This is a genomic window from Paracidovorax oryzae ATCC 19882, from assembly GCF_000687165.1.
GTDB lineage: Bacteria > Pseudomonadota > Gammaproteobacteria > Burkholderiales > Burkholderiaceae_C > Paracidovorax > Paracidovorax oryzae.
Map to the genome: position 1 here is coordinate 1 of NZ_JMKU01000002.1, position 23704 is coordinate 23704.

The 23704-nt window shown below is 65.5% G+C and carries 31 protein-coding genes and 1 tRNA gene; 26 read left to right on the top strand and 6 right to left on the bottom strand.

Going from position 1 to position 23704, the window contains the following annotated elements; all coding sequences use genetic code 11:
- Positions 1–86: 86 nt before the first annotated feature.
- The 21 genes from T336_RS0101770 (at position 87) to T336_RS0101870 (ending at position 13083) form a co-directional block, all read left to right on the top strand.
- Positions 87–395 carry a DUF2160 domain-containing protein gene (locus T336_RS0101770; protein ID WP_026431282.1) on the top strand — a complete coding sequence of 103 codons (309 nt, stop codon included), beginning with the start codon at positions 87–89 and terminating at the stop codon, positions 393–395.
- 89 nt (positions 396–484) lie between these two features.
- Positions 485–2218 carry an ABC transporter substrate-binding protein gene (locus T336_RS0101775; protein ID WP_013593068.1) on the top strand — a complete coding sequence of 578 codons (1734 nt, stop codon included), beginning with the start codon at positions 485–487 and terminating at the stop codon, positions 2216–2218.
- A gap of 150 nt (positions 2219–2368) precedes the next feature.
- Positions 2369–3961 (top strand): glycerol-3-phosphate dehydrogenase/oxidase, encoded by a 1593-nt coding sequence (locus tag T336_RS0101780; RefSeq protein ID WP_026431283.1) that lies wholly within the window; start codon positions 2369–2371, stop codon positions 3959–3961.
- Between the two features lie 190 nt (positions 3962–4151).
- A complete protein-coding gene (gene rplN, locus T336_RS0101785; protein ID WP_013593070.1) occupies positions 4152–4520 on the top strand; it encodes a 50S ribosomal protein L14 in 369 nt (122 codons plus the stop codon).
- Positions 4521–4529: 9 nt separating this feature from the next.
- Positions 4530–4850, top strand: coding sequence for a 50S ribosomal protein L24 (gene rplX / locus T336_RS0101790; RefSeq protein ID WP_013593071.1), 321 nt, complete (start codon positions 4530–4532; stop codon positions 4848–4850).
- Positions 4851–4859: 9 nt separating this feature from the next.
- Positions 4860–5399: a 50S ribosomal protein L5 gene (rplE, locus tag T336_RS0101795; protein ID WP_011793788.1), complete on the top strand. Its 540-nt coding sequence runs from the start codon at positions 4860–4862 to the stop codon at positions 5397–5399.
- 9 nt (positions 5400–5408) lie between these two features.
- Positions 5409–5714 carry a 30S ribosomal protein S14 gene (gene rpsN / locus T336_RS0101800; protein WP_013593072.1) on the top strand — a complete coding sequence of 102 codons (306 nt, stop codon included), beginning with the start codon at positions 5409–5411 and terminating at the stop codon, positions 5712–5714.
- Between the two features lie 18 nt (positions 5715–5732).
- On the top strand, positions 5733–6128 hold the full coding sequence (rpsH, locus tag T336_RS0101805; RefSeq protein WP_011793790.1) for a 30S ribosomal protein S8: 396 nt from the start codon (positions 5733–5735) through the stop codon (positions 6126–6128).
- A 23-nt stretch (positions 6129–6151) separates the two neighbouring features.
- Positions 6152–6685: a 50S ribosomal protein L6 gene (rplF, locus tag T336_RS0101810; RefSeq protein ID WP_019699978.1), complete on the top strand. Its 534-nt coding sequence runs from the start codon at positions 6152–6154 to the stop codon at positions 6683–6685.
- Positions 6686–6696: 11 nt separating this feature from the next.
- Positions 6697–7062 carry a 50S ribosomal protein L18 gene (rplR, locus tag T336_RS0101815; protein ID WP_011793792.1) on the top strand — a complete coding sequence of 122 codons (366 nt, stop codon included), beginning with the start codon at positions 6697–6699 and terminating at the stop codon, positions 7060–7062.
- 16 nt (positions 7063–7078) lie between these two features.
- Positions 7079–7597 carry a 30S ribosomal protein S5 gene (gene rpsE / locus T336_RS0101820; RefSeq protein ID WP_013593075.1) on the top strand — a complete coding sequence of 173 codons (519 nt, stop codon included), beginning with the start codon at positions 7079–7081 and terminating at the stop codon, positions 7595–7597.
- Positions 7598–7611: 14 nt separating this feature from the next.
- Positions 7612–7794 (top strand): 50S ribosomal protein L30, encoded by a 183-nt coding sequence (gene rpmD / locus T336_RS0101825; RefSeq protein ID WP_013593076.1) that lies wholly within the window; start codon positions 7612–7614, stop codon positions 7792–7794.
- Between the two features lie 10 nt (positions 7795–7804).
- Positions 7805–8236, top strand: a complete 432-nt coding sequence (gene rplO / locus T336_RS0101830) for a 50S ribosomal protein L15 (protein ID WP_026431286.1) — start codon at positions 7805–7807, stop codon at positions 8234–8236.
- Positions 8237–8263: 27 nt separating this feature from the next.
- Complete coding sequence (secY, locus tag T336_RS0101835) at positions 8264–9583, top strand: preprotein translocase subunit SecY (RefSeq protein WP_019699980.1); 1320 nt, start codon at positions 8264–8266, stop codon at positions 9581–9583.
- A 145-nt stretch (positions 9584–9728) separates the two neighbouring features.
- Entirely contained in the window at positions 9729–9842 is a 114-nt protein-coding gene (gene rpmJ, locus T336_RS25860) for a 50S ribosomal protein L36 (protein ID WP_011793797.1), read from the top strand.
- 21 nt (positions 9843–9863) lie between these two features.
- Complete coding sequence (gene rpsM / locus T336_RS0101845) at positions 9864–10229, top strand: 30S ribosomal protein S13 (RefSeq protein ID WP_011793798.1); 366 nt, start codon at positions 9864–9866, stop codon at positions 10227–10229.
- Between the two features lie 18 nt (positions 10230–10247).
- Positions 10248–10652, top strand: a complete 405-nt coding sequence (gene rpsK / locus T336_RS0101850; protein WP_011793799.1) for a 30S ribosomal protein S11 — start codon at positions 10248–10250, stop codon at positions 10650–10652.
- A gap of 104 nt (positions 10653–10756) precedes the next feature.
- The gene (gene rpsD, locus T336_RS0101855; protein WP_019699981.1) at positions 10757–11380 is read left to right on the top strand and encodes a 30S ribosomal protein S4; all 624 of its coding nucleotides are present in this window, start codon (positions 10757–10759) and stop codon (positions 11378–11380) included.
- Between the two features lie 111 nt (positions 11381–11491).
- Entirely contained in the window at positions 11492–12484 is a 993-nt protein-coding gene (locus tag T336_RS0101860) for a DNA-directed RNA polymerase subunit alpha (RefSeq protein ID WP_011793801.1), read from the top strand.
- Between the two features lie 98 nt (positions 12485–12582).
- Positions 12583–12987, top strand: a complete 405-nt coding sequence (rplQ, locus tag T336_RS0101865) for a 50S ribosomal protein L17 (protein WP_013593080.1) — start codon at positions 12583–12585, stop codon at positions 12985–12987.
- A 19-nt stretch (positions 12988–13006) separates the two neighbouring features.
- Positions 13007–13083, top strand: a tRNA-Met gene (locus T336_RS0101870).
- A 173-nt stretch (positions 13084–13256) separates the two neighbouring features.
- On the opposite strand, the gene T336_RS25865 is transcribed toward T336_RS0101870, so the two are convergent.
- Positions 13257–14549 (bottom strand): D-glucuronyl C5-epimerase family protein, encoded by a 1293-nt coding sequence (locus T336_RS25865; protein WP_084151348.1) that lies wholly within the window; start codon positions 14547–14549, stop codon positions 13257–13259.
- Between the two features lie 347 nt (positions 14550–14896).
- Here T336_RS25865 and T336_RS0101880 point away from each other — a divergent pair, with 347 nt between their 5' ends.
- Positions 14897–16147, top strand: a complete 1251-nt coding sequence (locus T336_RS0101880) for an Hsp70 family protein (RefSeq protein ID WP_026431288.1) — start codon at positions 14897–14899, stop codon at positions 16145–16147.
- 9 nt (positions 16148–16156) lie between these two features.
- On the opposite strand, the gene rsmI is transcribed toward T336_RS0101880, so the two are convergent.
- The gene (gene rsmI / locus T336_RS0101885; RefSeq protein ID WP_019699984.1) at positions 16157–17119 is read right to left on the bottom strand and encodes a 16S rRNA (cytidine(1402)-2'-O)-methyltransferase; all 963 of its coding nucleotides are present in this window, start codon (positions 17117–17119) and stop codon (positions 16157–16159) included.
- On the opposite strand from rsmI, the gene T336_RS0101890 reads away from it, so the two are divergent.
- From T336_RS0101890 to T336_RS0101900, 3 genes are all read left to right on the top strand, one after another.
- Positions 17119–17526: a YraN family protein gene (locus T336_RS0101890; RefSeq protein ID WP_020424699.1), complete on the top strand. Its 408-nt coding sequence runs from the start codon at positions 17119–17121 to the stop codon at positions 17524–17526. The genes rsmI and T336_RS0101890 overlap by 1 nt on opposite strands.
- Positions 17527–17597: 71 nt before the next feature.
- Complete coding sequence (locus T336_RS0101895; RefSeq protein WP_026431289.1) at positions 17598–18200, top strand: SIS domain-containing protein; 603 nt, start codon at positions 17598–17600, stop codon at positions 18198–18200.
- Positions 18197–18853, top strand: a complete 657-nt coding sequence (locus tag T336_RS0101900) for a BON domain-containing protein (RefSeq protein ID WP_019699986.1) — start codon at positions 18197–18199, stop codon at positions 18851–18853. Before T336_RS0101895 ends, T336_RS0101900 begins: the two co-directional genes overlap by 4 nt.
- A 130-nt stretch (positions 18854–18983) precedes the next feature.
- Here the strand turns inward: T336_RS0101900 and T336_RS0101905 are convergent, their stop codons facing one another.
- The 4 genes from T336_RS0101905 to T336_RS0101920 all read right to left on the bottom strand — a co-directional run bounded on the left by T336_RS0101905 (position 18984) and on the right by T336_RS0101920 (position 22936).
- A complete protein-coding gene (locus T336_RS0101905) occupies positions 18984–19922 on the bottom strand; it encodes an NAD(P)-dependent oxidoreductase (protein WP_019699987.1) in 939 nt (312 codons plus the stop codon).
- An 83-nt stretch (positions 19923–20005) separates the two neighbouring features.
- Positions 20006–21142: a PilT/PilU family type 4a pilus ATPase gene (locus tag T336_RS0101910; protein WP_011793810.1), complete on the bottom strand. Its 1137-nt coding sequence runs from the start codon at positions 21140–21142 to the stop codon at positions 20006–20008.
- A gap of 27 nt (positions 21143–21169) precedes the next feature.
- Complete coding sequence (locus tag T336_RS0101915; protein WP_013593088.1) at positions 21170–21808, bottom strand: cyclic nucleotide-binding domain-containing protein; 639 nt, start codon at positions 21806–21808, stop codon at positions 21170–21172.
- Between the two features lie 84 nt (positions 21809–21892).
- Positions 21893–22936: a type IV pilus twitching motility protein PilT gene (locus T336_RS0101920; protein WP_011793812.1), complete on the bottom strand. Its 1044-nt coding sequence runs from the start codon at positions 22934–22936 to the stop codon at positions 21893–21895.
- Between the two features lie 41 nt (positions 22937–22977).
- On the opposite strand from T336_RS0101920, the gene T336_RS0101925 reads away from it, so the two are divergent.
- A complete protein-coding gene (locus tag T336_RS0101925) occupies positions 22978–23703 on the top strand; it encodes a YggS family pyridoxal phosphate-dependent enzyme (RefSeq protein ID WP_026431290.1) in 726 nt (241 codons plus the stop codon).
- Position 23704: the final 1 nt, after the last annotated feature.

A 23704-nucleotide genomic window follows, 5' to 3' on the forward strand; every position in this document is an offset into this window, starting at 1 on the left:
CCAGCAGCAGCCGTGGAACGGGCTTTGCCCGGCCACTGGCTGCGTCCCCCTGGGGGGAAGCGCCGCAGGCGCACAGGGGGGCGATCATGTTTGATTGGATGGCCTGGACCACGCCTGTTGCGGTCTTCTTCGTTTGCATCGTGCTCATGCTCGCCGGCATGGCCGTGTGGGAGGTCAAGTCCCCCACCACCTTGCGCCGTGGCTTCCTGCCCATCGCCACCACGCGCGGCGACCGGCTCTTCATCGGCCTGCTCTCGGCAGCCTACATCAACCTCATCTTCGTGGGCCTGGGCGCGAAGTTCGCCGAGTGGTTCAAGCTCGAGCAGGAGCCTTCCGTCTGGATCAGCTTCGTGCTGTCGATGCTGGTCCTGGCGCTGATCCTGCGCAAGGGCTGATTTTTCGCGGACGCGCGGCCCCCCGCTCCCCGGGGCCGCCGGCCGGTCGCAATGGCAGCAGGGGACACCCACCTAACAAGGAGACAGTCATGAAGATGCGTTTGACCGCCCTGGCGTTCGCCGCCACGGCCCTGGTGATCGGGCAGGCCGCATGGGCCGGCGAGGCGGAGGCCAAGAAGTGGATCGACAGCGAATTCCAGCCTTCGACGCTCAGCAAGGACCAGCAGATGGCCGAGATGAAGTGGTTCATCGACGCCGCCAAAAAGCTGCAGGCCAAGGGCGTGAAGGACATCTCGGTCGTCTCCGAAACCCTCACCACGCACGAATACGAGTCCAAGACGCTGGCCAAGGCCTTCGAGGAGATCACCGGCATCAAGGTCAAGCATGACCTGATCCAGGAAGGCGACGTGGTCGAGAAGCTGCAGACCTCCATGCAGTCCGGCAAGTCCATCTACGACGGCTGGATCTCCGACTCCGACCTGATCGGCACCCACTACCGCTACGGCAAGATCATGTCGCTCACCGACTACATGGCCAAGGCGGGCAAGGAGTGGACCAACCCCGGCATCGACATCAAGGACTTCATCGGCACCAGCTTCACCACGGCGCCGGACGGCCAGATGTACCAGCTGCCCGACCAGCAGTTCGCCAACCTGTACTGGTTCCGCGCCGACCTGTTCGAGCGCAAGGACCTGAAGGACAAGTTCAAGGCCAAGTACGGCTACGAGCTGGGCGTGCCGCAGAACTGGAGCGCCTACGAGGACATCGCCGAGTTCTTCAGCAACGACGTCAAGCAGATCGACGGCAAGCCCATCTACGGCCACATGGACTACGGCAAGAAGGACCCGTCGCTGGGCTGGCGCTTCACCGACGCCTGGCTCTCCATGGCCGGTGCCGCCGACAAGGGCATCCCCAACGGCATGCCCGTCGATGAATGGGGCATCCGCGTGGCCGACGACAAGTGCACGCCGGTCGGCGCATCCGTCTCGCGCGGCGGCGCCACCAACTCGCCTGCCGCCGTCTATGCGCTGACCAAGTACATCGACTGGATGAAGAAGTACGCGCCCAAGGAAGCCATGGGCATGACCTTCGGCGAATCCGGCCCCGTGCCCGCGCAGGGCCAGATCGCCCAGCAGATCTTCTGGTACACCGCCTTCACCGCCGACATGGTCAAGCCCGGCCTGCCGGTCGTGAATGCCGACGGCACCCCGAAGTGGCGCATGGCCCCCGGCCCCAACGGCCCCTACTGGAAGGACGGCATGCAGAACGGCTACCAGGACGTGGGCAGCTGGACCTTCTTCAAGGACCATGACGCCAACCGCACGGCCGCCGCCTGGCTCTACGCCCAGTTCGTCACGGCCAAGACCACGTCCCTCAAGAAGACCCTGGTGGGCCTGACGCCGATCCGCGAATCCGACATCCGCTCCAAGGCCATGACCGACGCGGCGCCCAAGCTGGGCGGCCTCGTGGAGTTCTACCGCAGCCCGGCGCGCGTCGCCTGGACCCCCACCGGCAACAACGTGCCCGACTACCCCAAGCTCGCGCAGCTCTGGTGGAAAAACGTGGCCCAGGCCGTCACGGGCGAGAAGACCCCGCAGGGCGCCATGGACAACCTCGCCGAGGAAATGGACCAGGTGATGGCCCGCCTGCAGCGCGCCGGCATGGCCCACTGCGCGCCCAAGCTCAACCCCAAGGGCGACCCCGCCAAGTGGCTGAGCGACGAGCACGCCCCCTGGAAGAAGCTGGCCAACGAAAAGCCGAAGGGTGAAACCATCGCCTACGACCGCCTGCTGCAGGCCTGGAAGGACGGCAAGGTGCGCTGACGACCGGCGGCGGCCCGGCGCGGGCCGCCACTTTCTTTCTCCGGTCTCCCGCCCGGCCCTGTCCCCGGGGCCGCGCGGGAGACCTGCCTTTGCGGGGTGGTATCAGGGTAAACCCTGAATTTCGCCCCGGTTGAATGGACAATCCATCCCATGACCTCCCCGAACACGCCCCAGCCCACCGTGCGCGCCCAGCTCCTGGCGCGGCTTGCCGAACCCCGGCAGTACGACCTGGCGGTCATCGGGGGCGGCGCCACGGGGCTCGGCGTGGCGCTCGACGCTGCCGCGCGCGGCTTCAGCGTCGTGCTCGTGGAGTCCCATGACTTCGCCAAGGGCACCTCGTCGCGCGCCACCAAGCTGGTGCATGGCGGCGTCCGCTACCTGGCCCAGGGCAACATCTCCCTGGTGCGCGAGGCGCTCCACGAGCGCACGACCCTGCTGGGCAATGCGCCCCACCTGGCCCAGCCCCTGCCGTTCGTCATGCCCTCCTACCACCTGTGGGAGACGCCGTTCTACGGAGTGGGCCTGAAGGCCTACGACCTGCTGGCGGGTCGCGCCGGCCTGGGCACTACCGAATTCCTCGGCCGCGAAGGCACCATGCGCCTGCTGCCCACCGTGCGCCGCGAAGGGCTGCGGGGCGGCGTCAAGTACTGGGACGGCCAGTTCGACGACGCCCGGCTGGCGTTGGCGCTGGCGCGCACGGCTGCTCTCCGCGGCGCGCTGCTGGTCAACTATTGCCCCGCCCGCGAGCTCATCCATGAAAACGGCAAGGTGGCGGGCCTGCACTGCGAGGACGTGGAAACCGGCACCCGCTACACGGTGCGTGCGCGCTGCGTGGTCAACGCGACCGGCGTGTGGGTGGACGGGCTGCTGCGCCAGGACGCCGAAGCGCTCGGCCGTCCGGCCAAGCCCATCGTTGCCCCCAGCCAGGGCGTGCACATCGTCGTGGACCGGGAGTTCCTGCCCTCCGACCATGCCATGATGGTCCCCAAGACGGCCGACGGCCGCGTCCTCTTCGCCGTGCCCTGGCTCGGGAAGGTCATCCTCGGAACCACCGACAGCCCCCGGCAGGACCTCGAACGCGAACCCCTGCCTTTCCGGGAAGAAGCCGACTTCATTCTGAGCGAGTCGGCCCGCTACCTCACCCGCGCGCCTTCCGCGTCGGATGTGCGCAGCATCTGGGTGGGCCTGCGCCCGCTCGTCCGGCCGCCGGACGACGAGGGTGGCAGCACCAAGGGCATCAGCCGCGAGCACACCGTGCTGGCCAGCCCCAGTGGCCTAGTCACGGTGACCGGCGGGAAATGGACCACCTACCGTGCCATGGCGGAGGATGTGTTGCAAAAATGCTTCGATGCCGGCCTGCTGGCGGCCCGCGCCGGCGGCGTCACCCAGCGCCTGCCGGTAGTGGGTGCCCCCCAGGGCGCCGTTCGGCACGGCATGGACGAGGCCCAGGGGCCGCATTCCTACGGCTCGGAGGCGGAGTTCCTGGATACCGTGCCCGGCGCCCAGCGCTGGCTGGCGCCGGGGCTGTCGGAGGCCATGGTCCGCTTCGCCGCACGCCATGAATACGCCCGCACGGTCGAGGACATGCTCTCGCGGCGCAGCCGGATGCTGTTCCTCGATGCCGCCCGCGCCCTCGCGATCGCCCCCGACGTAGCCCGCATCCTCCAGGAGGAGCTGGGCAGGGACCCCGCGCTCGCCGCCTTCGAGGCCCTGGCGGCGCAGTACCTCTCCGTGCCCCGCTAACTGCTTGACACGCCTTTGGTTTTTTGAAAGAATCGAGGGCTTCGCGTTTCTCTACGCGGATTTCTGCCCAGCGGGAAGCGGTGCAAATGGTTTGCGCCGCGGACGACGGGCCCAAGACTGACTGGCTGATAAGCAGCCCTGCGAGGTTTCCAGGGCTGTCGATCTTCTGGTGCAAGTTGGGAATATTCACATGATCCAGACAGAATCTCGGTTAGACGTTGCCGACAATACCGGCGCGAAGTCCGTCCTGTGCATCAAGGTGCTGGGTGGTTCCAAGCGTCGCTATGCCAGCGTGGGCGACATCATCAAGGTGAGCATCAAGGAAGCCGCTCCGCGTGGCCGCGTCAAGAAGGGCGAGGTTTACAGCGCAGTGGTGGTCCGCACCGCCAAGGGCATCCGTCGCGGCGACGGTTCGCTCGTCAAATTCGACGGCAACGCAGCAGTGTTGCTGAATGCAAAGCTGGAGCCTATCGGCACCCGCATCTTCGGCCCCGTGACGCGTGAACTGCGTACCGAGCGCTTCATGAAGATCGTGTCCCTGGCTCCTGAAGTTCTCTGAGGACGCGCCATGAACAAGATTCGCAAGGGCGACGAAGTGATCGTGCTCACCGGGCGCGACAAAGGCAAGCGCGGCACGGTGTCGCTGCGCAAGGATGACTCCCATCTGGTCATCGACGGCATCAACCTGGTCAAGAAGCACGTGAAGCCGAACCCCATGAAGGGTACGACCGGCGGCATCGTGGAAAAGGCCATGCCCATCCACCAGTCCAACGTGGCCATTTTCAACGCTGCCACGGGCAAGGCCGATCGCGTGGGCATCAAGGTGCAGGCGGATGGTTCGCGCGTTCGCGTGTTCAAGTCCAGCGGCGCTGAAATCAAGGCGGCCTAAGGAGTCAACATGGCACGACTGCAACAACACTACCGCGAAAAGATCGTTCCCGAACTCACCAAGCAGTTCGGCTACACCTCGCCGATGGAGGTCCCGCGCCTCACGAAGATCACCCTGAACATGGGTGTGAGCGAAGCGGTGTCCGACAAGAAGGTCATGGACAACGCCGTGGCCGACCTGACGAAGATCGCCGGCCAGAAGCCCGTCGTGACGAAGGCCAAGAAGGCCATCGCCGGCTTCAAGATCCGCGAAGGCCAGGCCATCGGCTGCATGGTCACGCTGCGCGGCGTCCAGATGTACGAATTCCTGGATCGTTTCGTGACCGTGGCACTGCCCCGCGTCCGTGACTTCCGCGGCATTTCCGGCCGTGCCTTCGATGGCCGCGGCAACTACAACATCGGCGTCAAAGAGCAGATCATCTTCCCCGAAATCGAATACGACAAGGTGGATGCCCTGCGCGGCCTGAATATCAGCATCACCACGACGGCCAAGTCGGACGAAGAGGCCAAGGCCCTTCTCGCCGGTTTCCGTTTCCCCTTCAAGAACTAAAGGCAGCGTATGGCTAAAGTAGCTTTGATCCAGCGCGAACTGAAGCGCGAAAAACTGGCAGCCAAGTACGCCGCGAAGTATGCGGAACTGAAGGCCATCGCCGGCGACGCCAAGCGCAGCGACGAGGAGCGCGAAGCCGCACGCCTCGGCCTGCAGAAGCTTCCCCGCAACGCGAACCCCACGCGCCAGCGCAACCGCTGCGAAATCACGGGTCGTCCCCGTGGCACGTTCCGCCAATTCGGTCTGGCCCGCGCCAAGATCCGTGAACTGGCTTTTGCCGGTGACATCCCGGGTGTCACCAAGGCCAGCTGGTAAGCAGGCAGGAGAAAACACATGAGCATGAGTGATCCCATCGCCGACTTGCTGACCCGCATCCGCAATGCGCAAATGGTGTCCAAGGCCACCGTTTCCGTGCCTTCTTCCAAAGTGAAGATCGCCATCGCGCAGGTGCTGAAGGACGAGGGTTACATCGACGGCTTCGAAGTGAAGTCCGAAGGCAACAAGTCCGAACTCGAAATTTCCCTGAAGTACTACGCCGGCCGTCCGGTGATCGAGCGCATCGAGCGCGTGAGCCGTCCCGGCCTGCGCGTGTACAAGGGTCGCGACTCCATCCCCCAGGTCATGAACGGCCTGGGCGTTGCCATCGTCACCACGCCCAAGGGCGTGATGACGGATCGCAAGGCACGTGCCACCGGCGTCGGCGGCGAAGTGCTTTGCTACGTCGCTTAACGTGGCATCGAGGAGAAACTGAAATGTCCCGCGTAGGAAAAATGCCGGTGGCCATCCCCAACGGGGTCGATGTGTCCATCACGGAAGACCAGATCAGCGTGAAGGGCTCGGGCGGTACGCTGTCCGTGGCGCAGAACCGCCTGGTCAAGATCGCCAACAAGGAAGGCAAGCTCAGCTTCGAGCCTGCCGACGATTCCCGCGAAGCCAATGCCATGAGCGGCACCATCCGCCAGCTCGTGAACAACATGGTGGTGGGTGTCAGCAAGGGCTTCGAGAAGAAGCTGAACCTGATCGGCGTGGGCTACAAGGCCCAGGCTTCGGGCGCCAAGCTGAACCTCGCCGTCGGCTATTCGCACCCCGTGAACTTCGACATGCCCGCCGGTATCACGGTGGCCACGCCGACTCCCACGGAAATCGTGATCAAGGGCGCAGACCGCCAACGCGTCGGCCAGCTGGCCGCCGAAATCCGTGCCGTTCGTCCTCCCGAGCCCTACAAGGGCAAGGGCATCCGTTATTCGGATGAAAAGGTCACGATCAAAGAGACCAAGAAGAAGTAAGGAGCTGCAGCATGTTGACCAAGAAAGAGCAGCGTCTTCGTCGTTCGCGCCAGACCCGTATCCGCATTGCACAGCAAGGCGTGGTCCGTCTGACGGTGAACCGCACGAACCTCCACATCTACGCCAGCGTCATTTCCGAAGACGGCAGCCGCGTGCTTGCCAGCGCATCCACGGCGGAAGCCGAAGTGCGCAAGGAACTGGGCGGTTCCGGCAAGGGCGGCAACGCCGCCGCGGCCCAGATGATCGGCAAGCGCATCGCTGAAAAGGCGAAGGCCGCCGGCATCGAGAAAGTCGCATTCGACCGCGCTGGATTCGCATATCACGGCCGCGTGAAGGCCCTCGCAGAAGCCGCGCGTGAAGCCGGCCTGCAGTTCTAAGCGGAGCGAATAGAAAATGGCTAAGTTTCAACCCAAAGTGCAGACCGAAGGACAAGACGACGGGATGCGCGAGAAGATGATCGCGGTCAACCGCGTGACCAAAGTCGTGAAGGGCGGCCGTATCCTCGGCTTCGCTGCACTGACGGTGGTCGGCGACGGTGACGGCCGCGTGGGCATGGGCAAGGGCAAGTCCAAGGAAGTGCCGGCAGCCGTGCAGAAGGCGATGGAAGAGTGCCGTCGCAACCTGGTGAAGGTTGCGCTCAAGAACGGTTCCATCCACCACTCGGTGAAGGGCCATCACGGCGCCGCTTCGGTCGAACTGCATCCGGCTCCCAAGGGTACCGGCATCATCGCAGGCGGCCCCATGCGCGCCGTGTTCGAAGTGGTGGGCATCACCGACATCGTGGCCAAGAGCCACGGTTCCTCGAACCCCTACAACATGGTCCGCGCCACGTTCGACGCGCTGGTGAACTCCACGACCCCCGCGGAAGTGGCAGCCAAGCGCGGCAAGTCGGTCGAAGACATCTTCGCCTGAACGGAGCTCTGCAAATGACTACGCAACAAACCGTCAAGATTCAACTGGTGCGCAGCCCCATCGGCACCAAGGAATCGCACCGCGCCACCGTTCGCGGCCTGGGCCTGCGCAAGCTGAACAGCATCAGCGAGCTCAAGGACAGCCCCGAAGTGCGCGGCATGATCAACAAGATCAGCTATCTGGTCAAGGTCCTCTGAGAGGTTGATGATGGAACTCAATAGCATCAAGCCCGCAGAAGGTGCGAAGCATGCCAAGCGCCGTGTGGGCCGTGGCATCGGCTCCGGCCTGGGCAAGACCGCAGGCCGTGGCCACAAGGGCCAGAAGTCGCGTTCGGGTGGCTACCACAAGGTGGGCTTCGAAGGCGGCCAGATGCCCCTGCAGCGCCGTCTGCCCAAGCGCGGCTTCAAGTCGCACCTGCTGAAGTTCAATGCCGAAGTGACCCTGAGCGCGCTCGAGCAGCTCGGCCTGGCCGAAGTCGATCTCGCAGCGCTCAAGAGCGCCGGCGTGGTGGGCCAGCTCGCCAAGGTGGTCAAGGTCATCAAGAGCGGTGAGCTGACCAAGGCCGTGAAGCTGAACGGCATCGGTGCCACGGCGGGTGCGAAGGCAGCCATCGAGGCAGCCGGCGGCAGCCTGGCCTGAACGGCACCCTGAAGAAGGAACGCATTCGTGGCTACCAGTGCAGCGTCGATTGCAAAGACCGGTAAATTCGGCGACCTGCGTCGCCGGCTGGTTTTCCTGCTGCTGGCCCTGATCGTCTATCGCATCGGGGCGCACATCCCGGTGCCGGGCATCGATCCGGCCCAGCTGCAGCAGCTGTTCAGTGGCCAGCATGGCGGTATCCTGAACCTGTTCAACATGTTCTCGGGCGGGGCCCTGTCCCGCTTCACGGTGTTCGCGCTGGGGATCATGCCGTACATCTCGGCATCGATCATCATGCAGCTGATGACCTATGTCCTTCCCACCTTCGAGCAATTGAAGAAGGAAGGCGAGGCCGGACGCCGCAAGATCACCCAGTACACGCGCTACGGAACGCTGGGCCTGGCCATTTTCCAGTCGCTCGGCATCGCCGTTGCGCTGGAGAGCTCCGCCGGCCTCGTGCTGAGCCCGGGCTTCGGCTTCCGCCTCACCGCGGTGGTCAGCCTGACGGCCGGCACCATGTTCCTCATGTGGCTGGGCGAGCAGATCACCGAGCGTGGCCTGGGCAACGGTATCTCGATCCTGATCTTCTCCGGCATCGCGGCCGGCCTGCCGAGCTCCATCGGTGGCCTGCTGGAGCTGGTGCGCACGGGTGCGATGAGCATCCTGGCGGCGATCTTCATCGTGCTGCTGGTGGCCGCAGTGACCTACTTCGTGGTGTTCGTCGAACGCGGGCAGCGCAAGATCCTCGTGAACTATGCGCGCCGCCAGGTGGGCAACAAGGTCTATGGGGGCCAGTCGTCGCACCTGCCGCTGAAGCTGAACATGGCCGGCGTGATCCCGCCGATCTTCGCGTCGTCGATCATCCTGCTGCCTGCCACGATCGTGAACTGGTTCAGTGCTGGCGAATCGATGCGCTGGCTGCGTGACATCTCCGGTGCGCTGACCCCTGGCCAGCCCGTCTACGTGATGTTCTATGCCGCCGCGATCGTGTTCTTCTGCTTCTTCTACACGGCGCTGGTCTTCAACAGCCGTGAGACGGCGGACAACCTGAAGAAGAGCGGTGCGTTCATTCCCGGGATCCGTCCCGGCGAGCAGACGGCCCGCTACATCGACAAGATCCTGGTGCGGCTGACGCTGGCCGGCGCGGTGTACATCACCTTCGTCTGCCTGCTGCCCGAGTTCCTGATCTTGAAGTACAACGTGCCGTTCTATTTCGGCGGCACGTCCCTGCTGATCATCGTGGTCGTCACCATGGACTTCATGGCCCAGGTGCAGAACTACATGATGTCCCAGCAGTACGAGTCGCTGCTCAAGAAGGCGAACTTCAAAGCAACACCAGGCACCTGAGGTCTGGCGAGCCGGAAGCGGATCCGCTACAATCGCGGGTTCGCCTCCAGCATGTTACGGTTAATGATGCCCATCGATCCATCGCGGGCACGCAAATGTGTTCCGCGCGTGGCCGGAACGAATGGACTAGTTTTAGGAGAGTGAAATGAGAGTTTCGGCTTCGGTCAAGAAAATCTGCCGCAACTGCAAGATCATCCGCCGCAAGGGTGTCGTGCGGGTCATCTGCACCGACATGCGCCATAAGCAGCGCCAAGGTTGATTGAAAGTTTAGAGGACGCAAATGGCACGTATCGCTGGCATCAACATTCCGCCGCATCAGCATGCTGAAATCGGCCTGACGGCTATCTTCGGCATCGGACGCACGCGCGCTCGCAAGATCTGCGAAGCCTGCGGCATCGCCTACTCCAAGAAGATCAAGGATCTGACGGACGGCGATCTCGAAAAAATCCGCGACCAGATCGCCCAGTTCACCATCGAGGGTGATCTGCGCCGCGAAACCACGATGAACATCAAGCGCCTGATGGACATCGGCTGCTACCGTGGTTTCCGCCATCGCCGTGGTCTGCCGATGCGTGGTCAGCGCACCCGCACGAACGCCCGCACCCGCAAGGGTCCGCGCAAGGGTGCCGCAGCGCTCAAGAAATAAGCAGATTGAAAGATCCACATGGCAAAGTCTCCCGCCAATAACGCAGCGCAGCGTGTGCGCAAGAAGGTTCGCAAGAACGTTTCCGACGGCATCGCGCACGTGCACGCTTCGTTCAACAACACGATCATCACGATCACGGACCGCCAGGGCAACGCCCTGTCCTGGGCCTCTTCCGGTGGCCAGGGTTTCAAGGGTTCGCGCAAGTCGACCCCCTTCGCAGCCCAGGTGGCTTCCGAAGTGGCCGGCCGCGCCGCGATCGAGCAAGGCATCAAGAACCTCGACGTCGAGATCAAGGGCCCCGGCCCGGGTCGCGAATCGTCGGTGCGCGCACTGGGTGCCCTGGGCATCCGCATCACGTCCATCTCCGACGTGACGCCGGTCCCGCACAACGGCTGCCGTCCGCAAAAGCGCCGTCGTATCTGATTTTTTTGCGTAAGCCCACCGCCACCCGGGCGCATGCCGCAAGGCATGGTGCGGGTGGCTCCCGCGTTTTTCGGCGCGGCAGATGACATTTCAAGGAAGCTCAAGTGGCACGTTATCTCGGCCCCAAGGCCAAACTCTCCCGCCGTGAAGGCACCGACCTGTTCCTGAAGAGCGCACGCCGCTCGATCGCGGACAAGGCCAAGTTCGACTCCAAGCCTGGCCAGCACGGCCGCACCTCCGGCGCCCGCACCTCCGACTTCGGTCTGCAGCTGCGCGAGAAGCAGAAGGTCAAGCGCATGTACGGCGTGCTGGAAAAGCAGTTCCGCCGCTATTTCGAAGCCGCTGATCGCCGCAAGGGCAACACCGGCGCCAACCTGCTGTCGCTGCTCGAGTCCCGCCTGGACAACGTGGTGTACCGCATGGGCTTCGGCTCCACCCGCGCCGAGGCGCGCCAGCTGGTGTCCCACAAGGCCATCACGGTGAACGGCCAGTCCGTGAACATCGCGTCCTACCTCGTGAAGCCCGGCGACGTCGTGGCCGTGCGCGAAAAGTCCAAGAAGCAGACCCGCATCGCGGAAGCCCTGCAACTGGCACAGCAGGTCGGTATGCCTGCCTGGGTGGAAGTCAACGCCGACAAGGCCGAAGGCATCTTCAAGAAGGCGCCTGACCGCGACGAGTTCGGTGCAGACATCAACGAATCCCTGATCGTTGAGTTGTACTCGCGCTAATCCACAGCGTTCATCGATCGCAATTGTTTCCCGTACCGCGAGGCATCGCGGTACGGGTGCTTCGCCAGCCTTACCGGTGTAACGAGCTGGGGGTATTGAGAGGAAGTCTGCATGCAAACCAATTTGCTGAAACCCAAGACGATCAACGTCGAGCAGCTCGGACACAACCGCGCCAAGGTCGCGCTGGAGCCCTTCGAGCGCGGTTACGGGCACACGCTCGGCAACGCCATCCGCCGCGTGCTGCTGTCGTCCATGGTGGGTTACGCAGCAACGGAAGTGACGATCGCCGGCGTGCTCCATGAGTACTCGTCCATCGACGGCGTTCAGGAAGATGTCGTGAACATCCTGCTGAACCTGAAGGGCGTCGTGTTCAAGCTCCACAACCGCGACGAAGTCACGCTGAGCCTGCGCAAGGATGGCGAGGGCGTGGTCACCGCGCGCGACATCCAGACGCCGCACGACGTGGAAATCGTCAATCCCGACCACGTGATCGCCCACCTGTCGCAAGGCGGCAAGCTGGACATGCAGATCAAGGTGGAGAAGGGCCGCGGCTACGTGCCGGGCAACCTGCGCCGCTATGCCGACGAATCGACCAAGTCGATCGGCCGCATCGTGCTGGATGCCTCCTTCTCGCCGGTCAAGCGTGTGAGCTACACGGTCGAGAGCGCCCGCGTCGAGCAGCGCACCGACCTGGACAAGCTGGTGGTCGAGATCGAGACGAACGGTGCGATCACCGCGGAAGACGCCGTGCGCGCCTCCGCCAAGATCCTGGTCGAACAACTGGCGGTCTTCGCACAGCTCGAGGGCGGCGAACTGGCTGCATTCGACACACCGGCCGGCCCGCGCGGCAGCGCCACGTTCGACCCGATCCTGCTGCGCCCCGTGGACGAGCTGGAACTCACCGTGCGCTCCGCCAACTGCCTGAAGGCCGAGAACATCTACTACATCGGCGACCTGATCCAGCGTACCGAGAACGAACTGCTCAAGACCCCGAACCTGGGCCGCAAGTCGCTCAACGAGATCAAGGAAGTGCTGGCTTCGCGTGGCCTGACGCTGGGCATGAAGCTCGAGAACTGGCCCCCGGCTGGCCTCGACAAGCGCTGATCGTTCTATAATCTTCGGTTCCCCATTCCGGGGAACCAGTGCTGCGGGCAGTACCTGATACGGCTGCCCGTTTTAATTGACTGATAAGGAAAAGCACCATGCGCCACGGACACGGACTCCGTAAACTGAACCGCACCAGCTCGCACCGCCTCGCGATGCTGCAGAACATGATGAACTCGCTCATCGAGCACGAGGCCATCAAGACCACCGTCCCCAAGGCCAAGGAACTGCGCCGCGTGATCGAGCCCATGATCACCCTGGCCAAGGAAGACACGGTGGCGAACCGCCGCCTGGCCTTCGATCGCCTGCGTGACCGCGACAGCGTGACCAAGCTCTTCAACGTGCTCGGCCCCCTGTTCAAGGCCCGTCCCGGTGGCTACACCCGCATCCTGAAGATGGGTTACCGCGTGGGCGACAATGCCCCCATGGCCTTCGTCGAATTCGTCGATCGCCCGGAAGTCGCAGAAGTTTCTGAAGATTCTTCCGCAGACGCCGCAAAGTAAGCTATAATTCATTTCTTACCGCGCGATGGAGCAGTCTGGTAGCTCGTTGGGCTCATAACCCAAAGGTCGGAGGTTCAAATCCTTCTCGCGCAACCAAACAGTAAAGAGCCACGACAATGTCGTGGCTCTTTTTTTTGTTTGGCAACTTTCTGTCGCAAGCAGGCCCGGTGGGAGCAGTCAAAAGCCTGTTGACGTTGGCCCGTGTGCTGTGCCGATGCCGCTGTTTTCATCGGGCGATGGCTCCAGCCTGGGGCAGCCGCCCCGCAGGTTCACCGCCATAGGCTTGAATAGCTGCGCATCGCTGACGAGCCGGTGATCTCCGCAAATATGGCCGTAAGCTGCTGGTTGTATCCCGTGTACAGGTCGTTCACCACCAGGCCGGCAGGAAATCGCAATGCGCCGATGGCTGCCTGCGGTATGGAGAACTTGCCGGTGGTGAATCCTCGCGATGCTTGCATGATGGCGATGCGGTGGTATTCGCGGCCATCGTTGATCTGCAAGTCGATCGGTGCGGATGCCCGGTAGGTCACCGTGATCTCTGCATTCGATGCCCATCGGTGCAGTTCTTCGGGGGTGGATACCTGCACTCGGAATGGTGCATGATCGAATTTTCCCAAGCCCGGTATGATTTTTCTGGTCGTGCGTTCGCCGGATTTGACAGGCTGTGACCAGTTCATATTGGGTGATGTGATGACGCTGGCATGGCGGAAGCCTTGCTGATCGGCCGAGCCGTCGCCGACGGGAATGTCATGGCGGAATCCTTGTCCGCTCACCGAGATCGAATCGATCTCCACATCGCCGGTCCCTCCCACAAACCTGAAGATAACGTCCAGGCGGCGGGGGGCAAGCGCGTAGGCAGAGGTATGCCCGCCATCGGCCTTCGTCACATCGTAGGCGGAAATGTGGCGTTCCAACCAGGCCGCCGCCTGCCCGAACAAATCTGCCGCTCTCCTGTCGTGGCTCCAGTCGGCGTAGTCTTTCAATGCAATGGCTGAGACCAGCCCACCATTGAGGACGGCAATCCGGGTGGGTGCGGGGTATTCTTCGAGAACCACTCCCTGGTCTGTCCGGCGAGCAAAGCCCCCTTGGTTGATTGGTACGAGGTACGACGCGAAAATTTTCTGGGCGCGAAGTCTGTAGTGCGATTCCCCGGTCGCTTTGGCCAGGGCCATGTACAACTCAAGCGCCACACCTTGCGTCAGCGCCGAGACCCAGGGCGCATGCATGTGATAAGGCCACTCACCGATGTAGTCCTGCTTGAATGCGAAAAACAGGGCGCCGTTTCGTACCCGGGCAAACTGCCGAAGTTCCTTCTCACATTGCCTGGCCAGGACAAGGTCGCCTGCAACAGCAGCCTCCAGCCCCCTGACTGCGGGTTTCGTCGGCGAAAGCAACCCGGAGCCAGGAAGGCGTGGATCACAGCCCGGCTTGGCGCCGAATGCCCATTCATACTTTGGGGGCGCGCTGTTGTAGAACGCCTGAAGGCGAGGGGGGGTATCTGCCGTCGCATGCCAGGTAAAAAAGAGTGCGGCGAGAGGGATCAGTCGTTTGAGCCGGTGCATTGCCAGATGCTACATCCCGGTGCTCGAGCGCTTTTGTGGCCACCTGCTGGCTGTAGACAACCGAAAGGAATGTTCGCCCCGGGTTGCTGCCCATGTTCGACTTGCCGGGGATGCCAACTCCATCACCAGCCATGGAACTGCTTGGGAGGCGGCCCTGCATGGCGTGACGGCAGGGACGGTGCTCCACCGGTAAAATGACGCGCATCTCTTGCCGCTCGGTGCATTCGACCAACGCCCATGTCGTCATGGGCGTTTTGTTTGAGCCATCTGCGTTTGCATGCCATCGCTGGACAGATGTCCGTTGGTGCATCGCATGTCTTTCTCCATTCCTGTTTCGTTCACCGCTCATGCGCCCGCTGACCCTTGGCATCGACTTCGGCACTTCCAATTCCGCGATGGCGGTCCGGCGGGAGGGCGGGGCGGCGCAGATGGTCCCCGTGGAGCAGTCGTTCCACACGCTGCCGACGGCGATGTTCTTCAACACCGAAGAGTCCCGGACGCACGTGGGCCGGGATGCGATCGCCCAGTACCTGGCGGGCACCGAAGGGCGGCTGATGCGTTCGCTCAAGAGCCTGCTGGGCAGCGCGCTGCTGGAAGAGAAGACGGCGGTGCAGGGAACGCTGATGAGCTACCAGGACATCATCGCGCTGTTCCTGCGCACGATGGCGCAAAGTGCGCAGGCCGTGGTGGGCGGCGTTCCCGCGCATGTGGTGCTGGGGCGGCCGGTGCATTTCGTGGACGGTGATCCGGCGCGGGACGCACTGGCGGAAGGGGCGCTGCGGCGCGCGGCGGAAATGGCCGGGTTCGCGGATATTTCCTTCCAGCTCGAACCCATCGCGGCGGCGCTCGACTACGAACAGCGCGTGGACCGGGAAACTCGCGTGCTGGTGGTGGACATCGGCGGGGGGACCTCCGATTTCACGGTGGTCCTGCTCGGGCCGGAGCGCTCCCGCCGCGCCGACCGCAGCAGCGACGTGCTCGCCACCGCAGGCGTGCACCTGGGCGGCACGGATTTCGACCAGCGGCTCAGCCGCTCGCAGGTGATGCCCCTGCTCGGCCTGGGCCACCACGGTCCATCGGGGCGCGAGGTGCCCAGCCGCATCTTCTTCGACCTTTCGACCTGGCACCTGATCCAGTGGCTGTACAGCCCCAAGGCCCTCGCGGAAGCGAAGGGGCTGAGGCCGGACTATCGCGACACCCGCCTGCACGACCGGCTGATGGTGGTGCTTTCGGAGCGGTGGGGGCATCGCCTGGCCCAGGCGGTGGAGCAGGCAAAGATCGATGTCTCGGGCAGCGGGGCTCCGGCAGCCCTGCCGCTCGGATGGGTGGAGCGGGACCTGGAGGCGGCCGTCACCCCGGTTTCGCTGGCAGACACGCTGCAGCAACCGTTGCAGGAGGTGGTGCGGTGCGCTGCGGAATGCCTTGCCGCGGCCGACCTCGGGGCCCGGGGCGTGGACGCGCTCTACCTCACGGGCGGCTCCTCTGCGCTCAAGCCTTTGCGCGATGCGCTGGCCATGGCGTTTCCCGGTGTGCCCCAGGTCGAAGGGGACCTGTTCGGCGGCGTGGCCTCCGGGCTGGCTTACACCGTCCGCTCCTGAGGCGGCCGCTCAGCCGCCGCCCTCGGCGCCCTCCTTCTTCATGGCCAGCGCAGCGTCGTAGAGCGTGTTGCGCGGCGCTCCGCTGATCTCGGCCGCCAGGCGGACGGCGGTCTTGACGGGCAGCTCGGCCAGCAGCTGGCGCAGGATGCGCAGGCCGGAGGCGGTCGCGGGGTTGTCATCGCCCCCGGGCAGGGCCGCGGGATGCACGACGATGGCGAATTCCCCGCGCGTGCGCGAGCTTCCTTCCTCCCCCAGCCAGGCCGCCAGTGCTTGGGCGGGCAGGGTCGCGATTTCCTCGAACTGCTTGGTGATCTCCCGTGCCAGGGTGACTTGCCGGTCGCCCAGGGGGGCCAGCGCTATCGCGAGGTCGGCGATGCGGTGGGGCGCTTCCAGCAGGACGGTGCAGCGGTGTTCGGCCGCCAGGGCCTGGACGGCGGCCTGGCGCTCCGAGGCGCGCGTGGGCAGGAAGCCGGCGAAGAGAAATCCACCGGCCAGCGGCCGGTGCGAGGCCGCTCCGGCATCGAGGGCGCCGGCCACGCTGAGCGCGGCCGTCACGCTGCTCGCACCGGGCAGCGGCAGCGCGCGCAGCCCTGCCGCCTGCACGGCGGCGACGAGCCGGGCGCCCGGGTCGCTCACGCCCGGGGTGCCGGCGTCGCTCACGTAGGCGACGCGTTCGCCGCGCTGCAGCCGCTGCACGACGGCCTGGGCCGCTTCGGCTTCGTTATGCTGGTGCACGGCCATCCATTGCGGCGAGGCCTTGTCGATGCCATAGGCGCGCAGCAGGGACTGCGTGTGGCGGGTGTCCTCGCAGGCGATGGCATCGGCCAGTTGCAGCACGTGCAGGGCGCGCAGGGTGATGTCCGCGAGGTTGCCGATCGGCGTGGCGACGACGTAGAGGGCGCCCTGCGGATAATGCTGCGCTGCGGCCGCGTCGCGCGCGGCGGACAGGGCGGAGGCGAAAGAGGCGCTCAATGGGAATCCTTGAAAAAAAGACCGGTGGCACGGATGGCACCGTGCGCAAGACGACGACGCGGGCGGCGGGCATGGCCGCGGAGGACCGTGCGCTGGCCCATCTGCAGGCCGCCGGCCTGCGGCTGCTGACGCGCAATTATCGGACGCCGGGCCGTGGGGGCGGGGAGATCGACCTGATCCTGCGCGATCGCGATGGCACCGTGGTGTTCGTGGAGGTGCGCAGCCGGGCGAGCGATGCCTACGGTGGCGCGGGCGCGAGTATCGGTGCGGCCAAGCGGCGACGGATCGTGTTCGCGGCGCGGCACTACCTGCTGCGCTGGCCGTCGCTGCCTCCGTGCCGCTTCGATGCGGTACTGGTGAGCGGCGACGCGGTGCAGTGGCTGCAGGCGGCGTTCGATGCAGGTTAGCGTGGCGGCCGCATGCCGTGCCAACGCTTTGCCATCAGGGCGATAGCACCCGGGGGGTATCATCGGCATACATGCTCGAGCAACGCATCCAACAGCATTTCATCGACAGCGCGGATCTCAAGTACCAGGCCGCGCAGATCCTCAGTCAACCCATCGGGGCGGCCGTGCAGGCCATCCTGGCGTGCGTCACCAGCGGAGCCAAGGTCCTGGCTTGCGGCAGCGGCGCGGCCTCCGCCCAGGCGCGGCAGTTCGCGGCGCTCTGCGTGGCCGGTTTCGAGCGGGAGCGGCCCGAACTGGCGGCCGTCGCGCTGGAGCCCGATGCGCTCTGGTCCGCGCCCGGCATGCCCGGCGGCGATGCGCAGGTGCTGGCGCGCCAGGTGAGGGCGCTCGGCCAGGCGGGCGACGTGCTGCTGGCGGTCGCCGATGGCAGCGCGGCCACCGATGCCGCGCTGGTCGAGGCCATCCAGTCCGCGCACGAGCGGGACATGACCGTGATCGCCCTCATCGGGCGGGGCGGTGCCGCGCTGGCCGGGCTGCTGCGCGAGACGGACGTGCTGATCGAGGTGCCGCACGACCGCGCGGCCCGTGTGCGCGAAGTGCATGCTCTGGTGCTGCACTGTCTGTGCGATGGGGTGGATGCCCAGTTATTTGGTGAACAGGAGATACCGCTATGACCTTGCAGACGTTGACCCGTACCACTGGCGCCGTGCTGGCCGCCGTCGCCCTGGGGACCGTGCTGTCGGCATGCGCGCCGCTGGTGATCGGCGGAGCCGCCGTGGGCACCATGATGGCCGCGGACCGGCGCACCACCGGGACCCAGGTGGAGGACGAGACCATCGAACTGCGCGCAGGCAACCGGCTGCGCGACACCTTCGGTGACCGGGTCCACGTGAACGTGACCAGCTACAACCGCCAGGTGCTGCTGACGGGCGAGGTGCCTTCGCAGCAGGACAAGGAGCGGGTGGAGCAGACGGTGCTGACCGTCGAGAACGTGCGCTCGGTGGTGAACGACCTGGCGGTGATGTCGGCCAGCACGCTCTCGCAGCGCGCCAACGACACGCTGATCACGGGCAAGGTGCGCGCCAGCCTGGTGGACGCCAAGGACATCTTCGCGACCGCCTTCAAGGTGGTGACGGAGCGCAACACCGTCTATCTGATGGGCCGCGTGACGCAGCGTGAGGCGGACCGCGCCACGGAGATCGCGCGCGGCGTGAACGACGTGCGCAAGGTGGTGCGCGTGTTCGAGATCGTCTCGGAACAGGAGCTGGCGCGCGGCTTCTCGCAGCAGCCCCAGGGCCCTGCGCCGGTCACCACGGATAGCAAGTAAGAGGCCCCCCGACTCTGGCGGGGGGACTAGACGCCAGCGGCCCGGCGAAGCCGGTTCCACGGCGTCTGCTGGTGTGGCCTGCTCCGCGGCCTTCTGACGGGTGAGGCCGCGGCGGTTTCTTGCGCCGCACTCAGTTGTTCTTCGGCTTTTTCACGCCCAGGCGGGTGATGAGGCTCGACGTATCCCAGCGCGCGCCGCCGGCCTGCTGGACGTCGGAGTAGAACTGGTCCACGAGCGCCGTCAGGGGCAGGCGTGCTCCGTTGCGGTGGGCTTCCTGAAGCACCAGCCCCAGGTCCTTGCGCATCCAGTCCACGGCGAAGCCGAAGTCGAAGCGGCCTTCCACCATGGTCTTGCCGCGGTTGTCCATCTGCCAGCTCTGGGCGGCGCCCTTGCCGATCACGTCGAGCACCAGGGGCATGTCCAGCCCGGCGTGCTGGCCGAAGGCGATCGCTTCCGACAGGCCCTGGACGATGCCGGCGATGCAGATCTGGTTGACCATCTTGGCGAGCTGTCCGGCGCCGCTGTCGCCGATGCGCGTGAAGGCGCGCGAGAAGGCCATCGCCACGGGGCGTACGTTGTCGAATGCTTCGGCGTCACCGCCGCACATGACGGTGAGCTGGCCGTTCTGCGCGCCGGCCTGTCCCCCGGAGACGGGTGCATCGATGAAGCGCAGGCCCAGCGTGCGGGCAGCCTGGGCCAGTTCGCGAGCGACTTCGGCGGATGCGGTGGTGTGGTCCACGAAGATGGCGCCCGGCTGCATGCCGGCGAAGGCGCCGTCGGCACCGAGCACGACGGAGCGCAAGTCGTCGTCGTTGCCCACGCAGCAGAACACGATGTCCGCGCCCTGGGCGGCCTCGCGCGGAGTGGCAGCATGCCGGGGGCCGGCTGCCTGGGCGAATTCTTCGCACCAGGCGGAGGCCTTGGCGGCGGTCCGGTTGTAGACGGTGACCTGGTGGCCGGCGAGCGCCAGGTGCCCCGCCATCGGATAGCCCATGACGCCCAGGCCCAGGAAGGCGACCTTGCGCGAAGGGAGTGCGTCGTAGGTGCGCGGTGCGGTGCTGGATGGCATGGGTCGGTCTCCTGTCGGGTGCTTGTGAACGGTGGAAAAGACAACGCCCGCCGGGCTGCGGCGGGCGCGGTGTGGGGCTGGCGTCAGACGATGGCGAAGTGCTCGGTGCCGGACGACAGGTCGGTGCTGCGGGCGCGCTGGCTGCCGAGCTTGATCTGCAGCCGCAGGTCGTTGAGCGAGTCGGCGTTGCGCAGGGCGTCCTCGTAGCTGATGACGTTGGCCTCGAAGAGGTCGAACAGCGACTGGTCGAAGGTCTGCATGCCGAGGTTGCGGCTCTTCTTCATGATCTCCTTGATCTCGGCGACCTCGCCCTTGAAGATCAGGTCGGCGATCAGCGGCGTGTTGAGCATCACCTCCACCGCCGCGGCGCGGCCCTTGCCGTCCTGCTTGGGGATGAGGCGCTGGGACACCATGGCGCGCAGGTTGAGCGACAGGTCCATGAGCAGCTGCGCGCGCCGTTCCTCGGGGAAGAAGTTGATGATCCGGTCCAGTGCCTGGTTGGCGCTGTTGGCGTGCAGCGTGGCAAGGCACAGGTGGCCGGTCTCGGAGAAGGCGATGGCGTGGTCCATGGTCTCGCGGTCGCGGATTTCGCCCATGAGGATCACGTCGGGCGCCTGGCGCAGCGTGTTCTTGAGTGCCGCCTCCCAGCTGTCGGTGTCGAGGCCCACTTCGCGCTGGGTGACGACGCAGTTCTTGTGCGGGTGCACGAACTCGATGGGGTCTTCCACCGTGATGATGTGGCCGAAGGAGTTCTCGTTGCGCCAGTCCACCATGGCCGCGAGGGTGGTGGACTTGCCCGAGCCGGTGGCACCCACGAGGATGCACAGCCCGCGCTTGGACATGGTGATTTCCTTGAGCACCTGCGGCACGCCCAGCCCGTCGATGGTGGGCAGCGTGAGCGGGATGGTCCGCAGCACCATGCCCACGCGGCCCTGCTGGATGAAAGCGTTCACGCGGAAGCGGCCGATGCCCGCGGGGGAGATGGCGAAGTTGCACTCCTTCGTGCGCTCGAAGTCCGCCACCTGCTTGTCGCTCATTATGGCGCGCGCGAGGGTGAGGGTGTGCGCCGGCGTGAGCGGCTGGGGAGAGACCTTGGTGACCTTTCCGTCCACCTTGATGGCGGGGGGGAATTCCGCCGTGATGAAGAGGTCGCTGCCGCCGCGCCCCACCATGAGCTTCAGCAGGTCGTTGATGAATTTGCTGGCCTGATCGCGTTCCATTCAGTGCTCCGGTCTTGCGCCGCGGCGTCAGCGCTGGCTGTCGCTCAGGCGGGCGCTGACGACCCGCAGGCGCTGCGAGAGCTTGCGCGCGAGCAGGGCGACCAGGCTCGCGGCGAGCTGGGGGTCCTTGGCCATCATGTCGTCCAGTGCTTCGGCGCTGAGCACGGCGATCTCGCAGTCGGTCAGCGTGGTGCAGGCGGAGAAGCGGATGCCGCTGTCCAGCAGGGACATCTCGCCGAGGATGTCGCCCGGGCGGGTTTCCGCGAGCCGCAGGTGTTCGCCCCAGGGCTGCACTCGGTCCACGGCGATGGTGCCGGTCAGCAGCACGACCATGAAGTTGCCGTATTCGTCCTGGCGGATGACGTCGCGGTCGGCGGGCACGGCCGCGAAATGGAAGAACCGCTCCATGCGCTCGACGGCGGAGGCGTCGAGGTGGGCCATGTAGCGGTCCTTCGACCAGAGCGCCTGCAGCAGCTTGCCGCCCCGGCTGGCGGGCAGGCGCTGCGCGGCGACCTCCACGGCGCGGGCTTCCCAGGGCACGAGCATGGAGCTGTCCACGCCCTGGCCGGCGAAGGCCGTGGTGAAGAAGACCGAATCGCTGGCGCCTTCGCCGCCGGACTTGTTGCCGCGGGACTTGGCTTTGAGCAGGCCGAGGATGCCTTTCATGGAGATGCTCCGGTGCGTGCGGCGGCGGTGGCGGCCTGCCGCGCGGTGTGTTGGGGATGAGGGTACGGGGCGCCCGGACCGGCGTCAGCCCGGGAAGTTCTCCGGAATCTTGGCCTTGCCGCGGGCTTCCGCGGGGCTGATGATGTTGCGCCGCACGAGGTCGGTGAGGTTCTGGTCCAGCGTCTGCATGCCGACGCTGCTGCTGGTCTGGATGGTGGAGTACATCTGAGCCACCTTGGCCTCGCGGATCAGGTTGCGGATGGCGCTGGTGCCCAGCATGATCTCGTGCGCCGCCACGCGGCCCTGGCCGTCCTTGGTCTTGCACAGCGTCTGGGAGATCACGGCCTGCAGCGATTCGGACAGCATGGCGCGCACCATTTCCTTCTCTTCGGCGGGAAACACGTCGATGATCCGGTCGATGGTCTTGGCGGCGCTGGAGGTGTGCAGGGTGCCGAACACGAGGTGGCCCGTCTCGGCGGCCGTCATTGCCAGGCGGATGGTCTCGAGGTCGCGCATTTCACCCACGAGGATGGCGTCCGGGTCTTCGCGCAGCGCGGATTTCAGCGCGGCGGCGAAGGACAGCGTCATCGGCCCGACCTCGCGCTGGTTGATCAGGCACTTCTTGGAGTCGTGCACGAACTCGATCGGGTCTTCCACCGTGAGGATGTGCCCGTATTCGGTCTCGTTGAGGTGGTTCACCATGGCCGCGAGCGTGGTGGACTTGCCCGAGCCCGTGGGGCCGGTGACGAGCACGAGGCCGCGCGGCTTGAGGGCGAGGTCGGCGAAGATGCGCGGGGCGTTGAGTTGCTCGAGCGTGAGGATCTTGCTCGGGATGGTCCGGAACACGGCGGCCGCGCCGCGGTTCTGGTTGAAGGCGTTGACCCGGAAGCGCGCCAGGCCCTCGATCTCGAACGAGAAGTCCACTTCCAGGAACTCCTCGTACACCTTGCGCTGGGCGTCGCTCATGATGTCGTACACCATGGCATGCACCGTCTTGTGGTCGAGTGCATCGACGTTGATGCGGCGCACGTCGCCATGCACGCGGATCATCGGAGGCAGTCCCGCGGACAGGTGCAGGTCGGAAGCCTTGTTCTTCACGCTGAAGGCGAGCAGTTGGGTGATGTCCACGAAAAGCCCTTGGTCGTTTGGTACGCTTGAGAGCAATCATTATGACGACGATTGGTAACAACCTCCAAGGGGTCCTGGACCGCATCGCGCAGGCCTGCGCGGGGGCGGGTCGGACGCCCTCCAGCGTGCGGCTGCTGGCCGTTTCCAAGACCTTCGGTGCCCCGGCCGTCCGCGAGGCGGCGCTGGCAGGGCAGAGGGCGTTCGGCGAGAACTACATCCAGGAGGGCGTCGAGAAGATCGTTGCCCTGGGTGCGCCGGAGGCCGGCCTCGCCCATGCGCTGGAATGGCACTGCATCGGCCCCGTGCAGAGCAACAAGACACGGCTGGTGGCGGAGCATTTCGACTGGGTGCACACGGTGGACCGCCTCAAGACGGCCGAGCGCCTGTCGCAGCAGCGTCCGGACCACCTGCCGGCGCTGCAGGTGTGCATCCAGGTGAACGTGGACGGCGGCACCACCAAGGCGGGCCTGCCGCCGGAAGAGGTGCCCGGCCTGGCCCTGGCCGTGGCGCGACTGCCACGCCTGAGGCTGCGGGGGCTCATGGCCATCCCCGAGCCGGCGCCGGACTTCGCGGCGCAGTTCGCGGTGCATGCGCAGGCGAGGGCGCTCTTCGACCGCCTGCGCGCATCCGGCGCACCGGGCCTGGAGGACTTCGACACGCTCTCGCTGGGCATGACGGCCGACCTGGAGGCCGCCATCCACGCGGGCAGCACCATGGTGCGCGTGGGCAGCGGGATCTTCGGCGCGCGCAGCTATCCTGCGCGCTGAG

Coding starts and splice junctions, on each gene's coding strand:
- T336_RS0101770 (WP_026431282.1), top strand. CDS start 87: ATGTTTGATTGGATGGCCTGGACCACGCCTGTTGCGGTCTTCTTCGTT.
- T336_RS0101775 (WP_013593068.1), top strand. CDS start 485: ATGAAGATGCGTTTGACCGCCCTGGCGTTCGCCGCCACGGCCCTGGTG.
- T336_RS0101780 (WP_026431283.1), top strand. CDS start 2,369: ATGACCTCCCCGAACACGCCCCAGCCCACCGTGCGCGCCCAGCTCCTG.
- rplN (WP_013593070.1), top strand. CDS start 4,152: ATGATCCAGACAGAATCTCGGTTAGACGTTGCCGACAATACCGGCGCG.
- rplX (WP_013593071.1), top strand. CDS start 4,530: ATGAACAAGATTCGCAAGGGCGACGAAGTGATCGTGCTCACCGGGCGC.
- rplE (WP_011793788.1), top strand. CDS start 4,860: ATGGCACGACTGCAACAACACTACCGCGAAAAGATCGTTCCCGAACTC.
- rpsN (WP_013593072.1), top strand. CDS start 5,409: ATGGCTAAAGTAGCTTTGATCCAGCGCGAACTGAAGCGCGAAAAACTG.
- rpsH (WP_011793790.1), top strand. CDS start 5,733: ATGAGCATGAGTGATCCCATCGCCGACTTGCTGACCCGCATCCGCAAT.
- rplF (WP_019699978.1), top strand. CDS start 6,152: ATGTCCCGCGTAGGAAAAATGCCGGTGGCCATCCCCAACGGGGTCGAT.
- rplR (WP_011793792.1), top strand. CDS start 6,697: ATGTTGACCAAGAAAGAGCAGCGTCTTCGTCGTTCGCGCCAGACCCGT.
- rpsE (WP_013593075.1), top strand. CDS start 7,079: ATGGCTAAGTTTCAACCCAAAGTGCAGACCGAAGGACAAGACGACGGG.
- rpmD (WP_013593076.1), top strand. CDS start 7,612: ATGACTACGCAACAAACCGTCAAGATTCAACTGGTGCGCAGCCCCATC.
- rplO (WP_026431286.1), top strand. CDS start 7,805: ATGGAACTCAATAGCATCAAGCCCGCAGAAGGTGCGAAGCATGCCAAG.
- rpmJ (WP_011793797.1), top strand. CDS start 9,729: ATGAGAGTTTCGGCTTCGGTCAAGAAAATCTGCCGCAACTGCAAGATC.
- rpsM (WP_011793798.1), top strand. CDS start 9,864: ATGGCACGTATCGCTGGCATCAACATTCCGCCGCATCAGCATGCTGAA.
- rpsK (WP_011793799.1), top strand. CDS start 10,248: ATGGCAAAGTCTCCCGCCAATAACGCAGCGCAGCGTGTGCGCAAGAAG.
- T336_RS0101860 (WP_011793801.1), top strand. CDS start 11,492: ATGCAAACCAATTTGCTGAAACCCAAGACGATCAACGTCGAGCAGCTC.
- rplQ (WP_013593080.1), top strand. CDS start 12,583: ATGCGCCACGGACACGGACTCCGTAAACTGAACCGCACCAGCTCGCAC.
- T336_RS25865 (WP_084151348.1), bottom strand. CDS start 14,549: ATGCACCGGCTCAAACGACTGATCCCTCTCGCCGCACTCTTTTTTACC.
- T336_RS0101880 (WP_026431288.1), top strand. CDS start 14,897: ATGCGCCCGCTGACCCTTGGCATCGACTTCGGCACTTCCAATTCCGCG.
- T336_RS0101890 (WP_020424699.1), top strand. CDS start 17,119: ATGGGAATCCTTGAAAAAAAGACCGGTGGCACGGATGGCACCGTGCGC.
- T336_RS0101895 (WP_026431289.1), top strand. CDS start 17,598: ATGCTCGAGCAACGCATCCAACAGCATTTCATCGACAGCGCGGATCTC.
- T336_RS0101900 (WP_019699986.1), top strand. CDS start 18,197: ATGACCTTGCAGACGTTGACCCGTACCACTGGCGCCGTGCTGGCCGCC.
- T336_RS0101905 (WP_019699987.1), bottom strand. CDS start 19,922: ATGCCATCCAGCACCGCACCGCGCACCTACGACGCACTCCCTTCGCGC.
- T336_RS0101910 (WP_011793810.1), bottom strand. CDS start 21,142: ATGGAACGCGATCAGGCCAGCAAATTCATCAACGACCTGCTGAAGCTC.
- T336_RS0101915 (WP_013593088.1), bottom strand. CDS start 21,808: ATGAAAGGCATCCTCGGCCTGCTCAAAGCCAAGTCCCGCGGCAACAAG.
- T336_RS0101925 (WP_026431290.1), top strand. CDS start 22,978: ATGACGACGATTGGTAACAACCTCCAAGGGGTCCTGGACCGCATCGCG.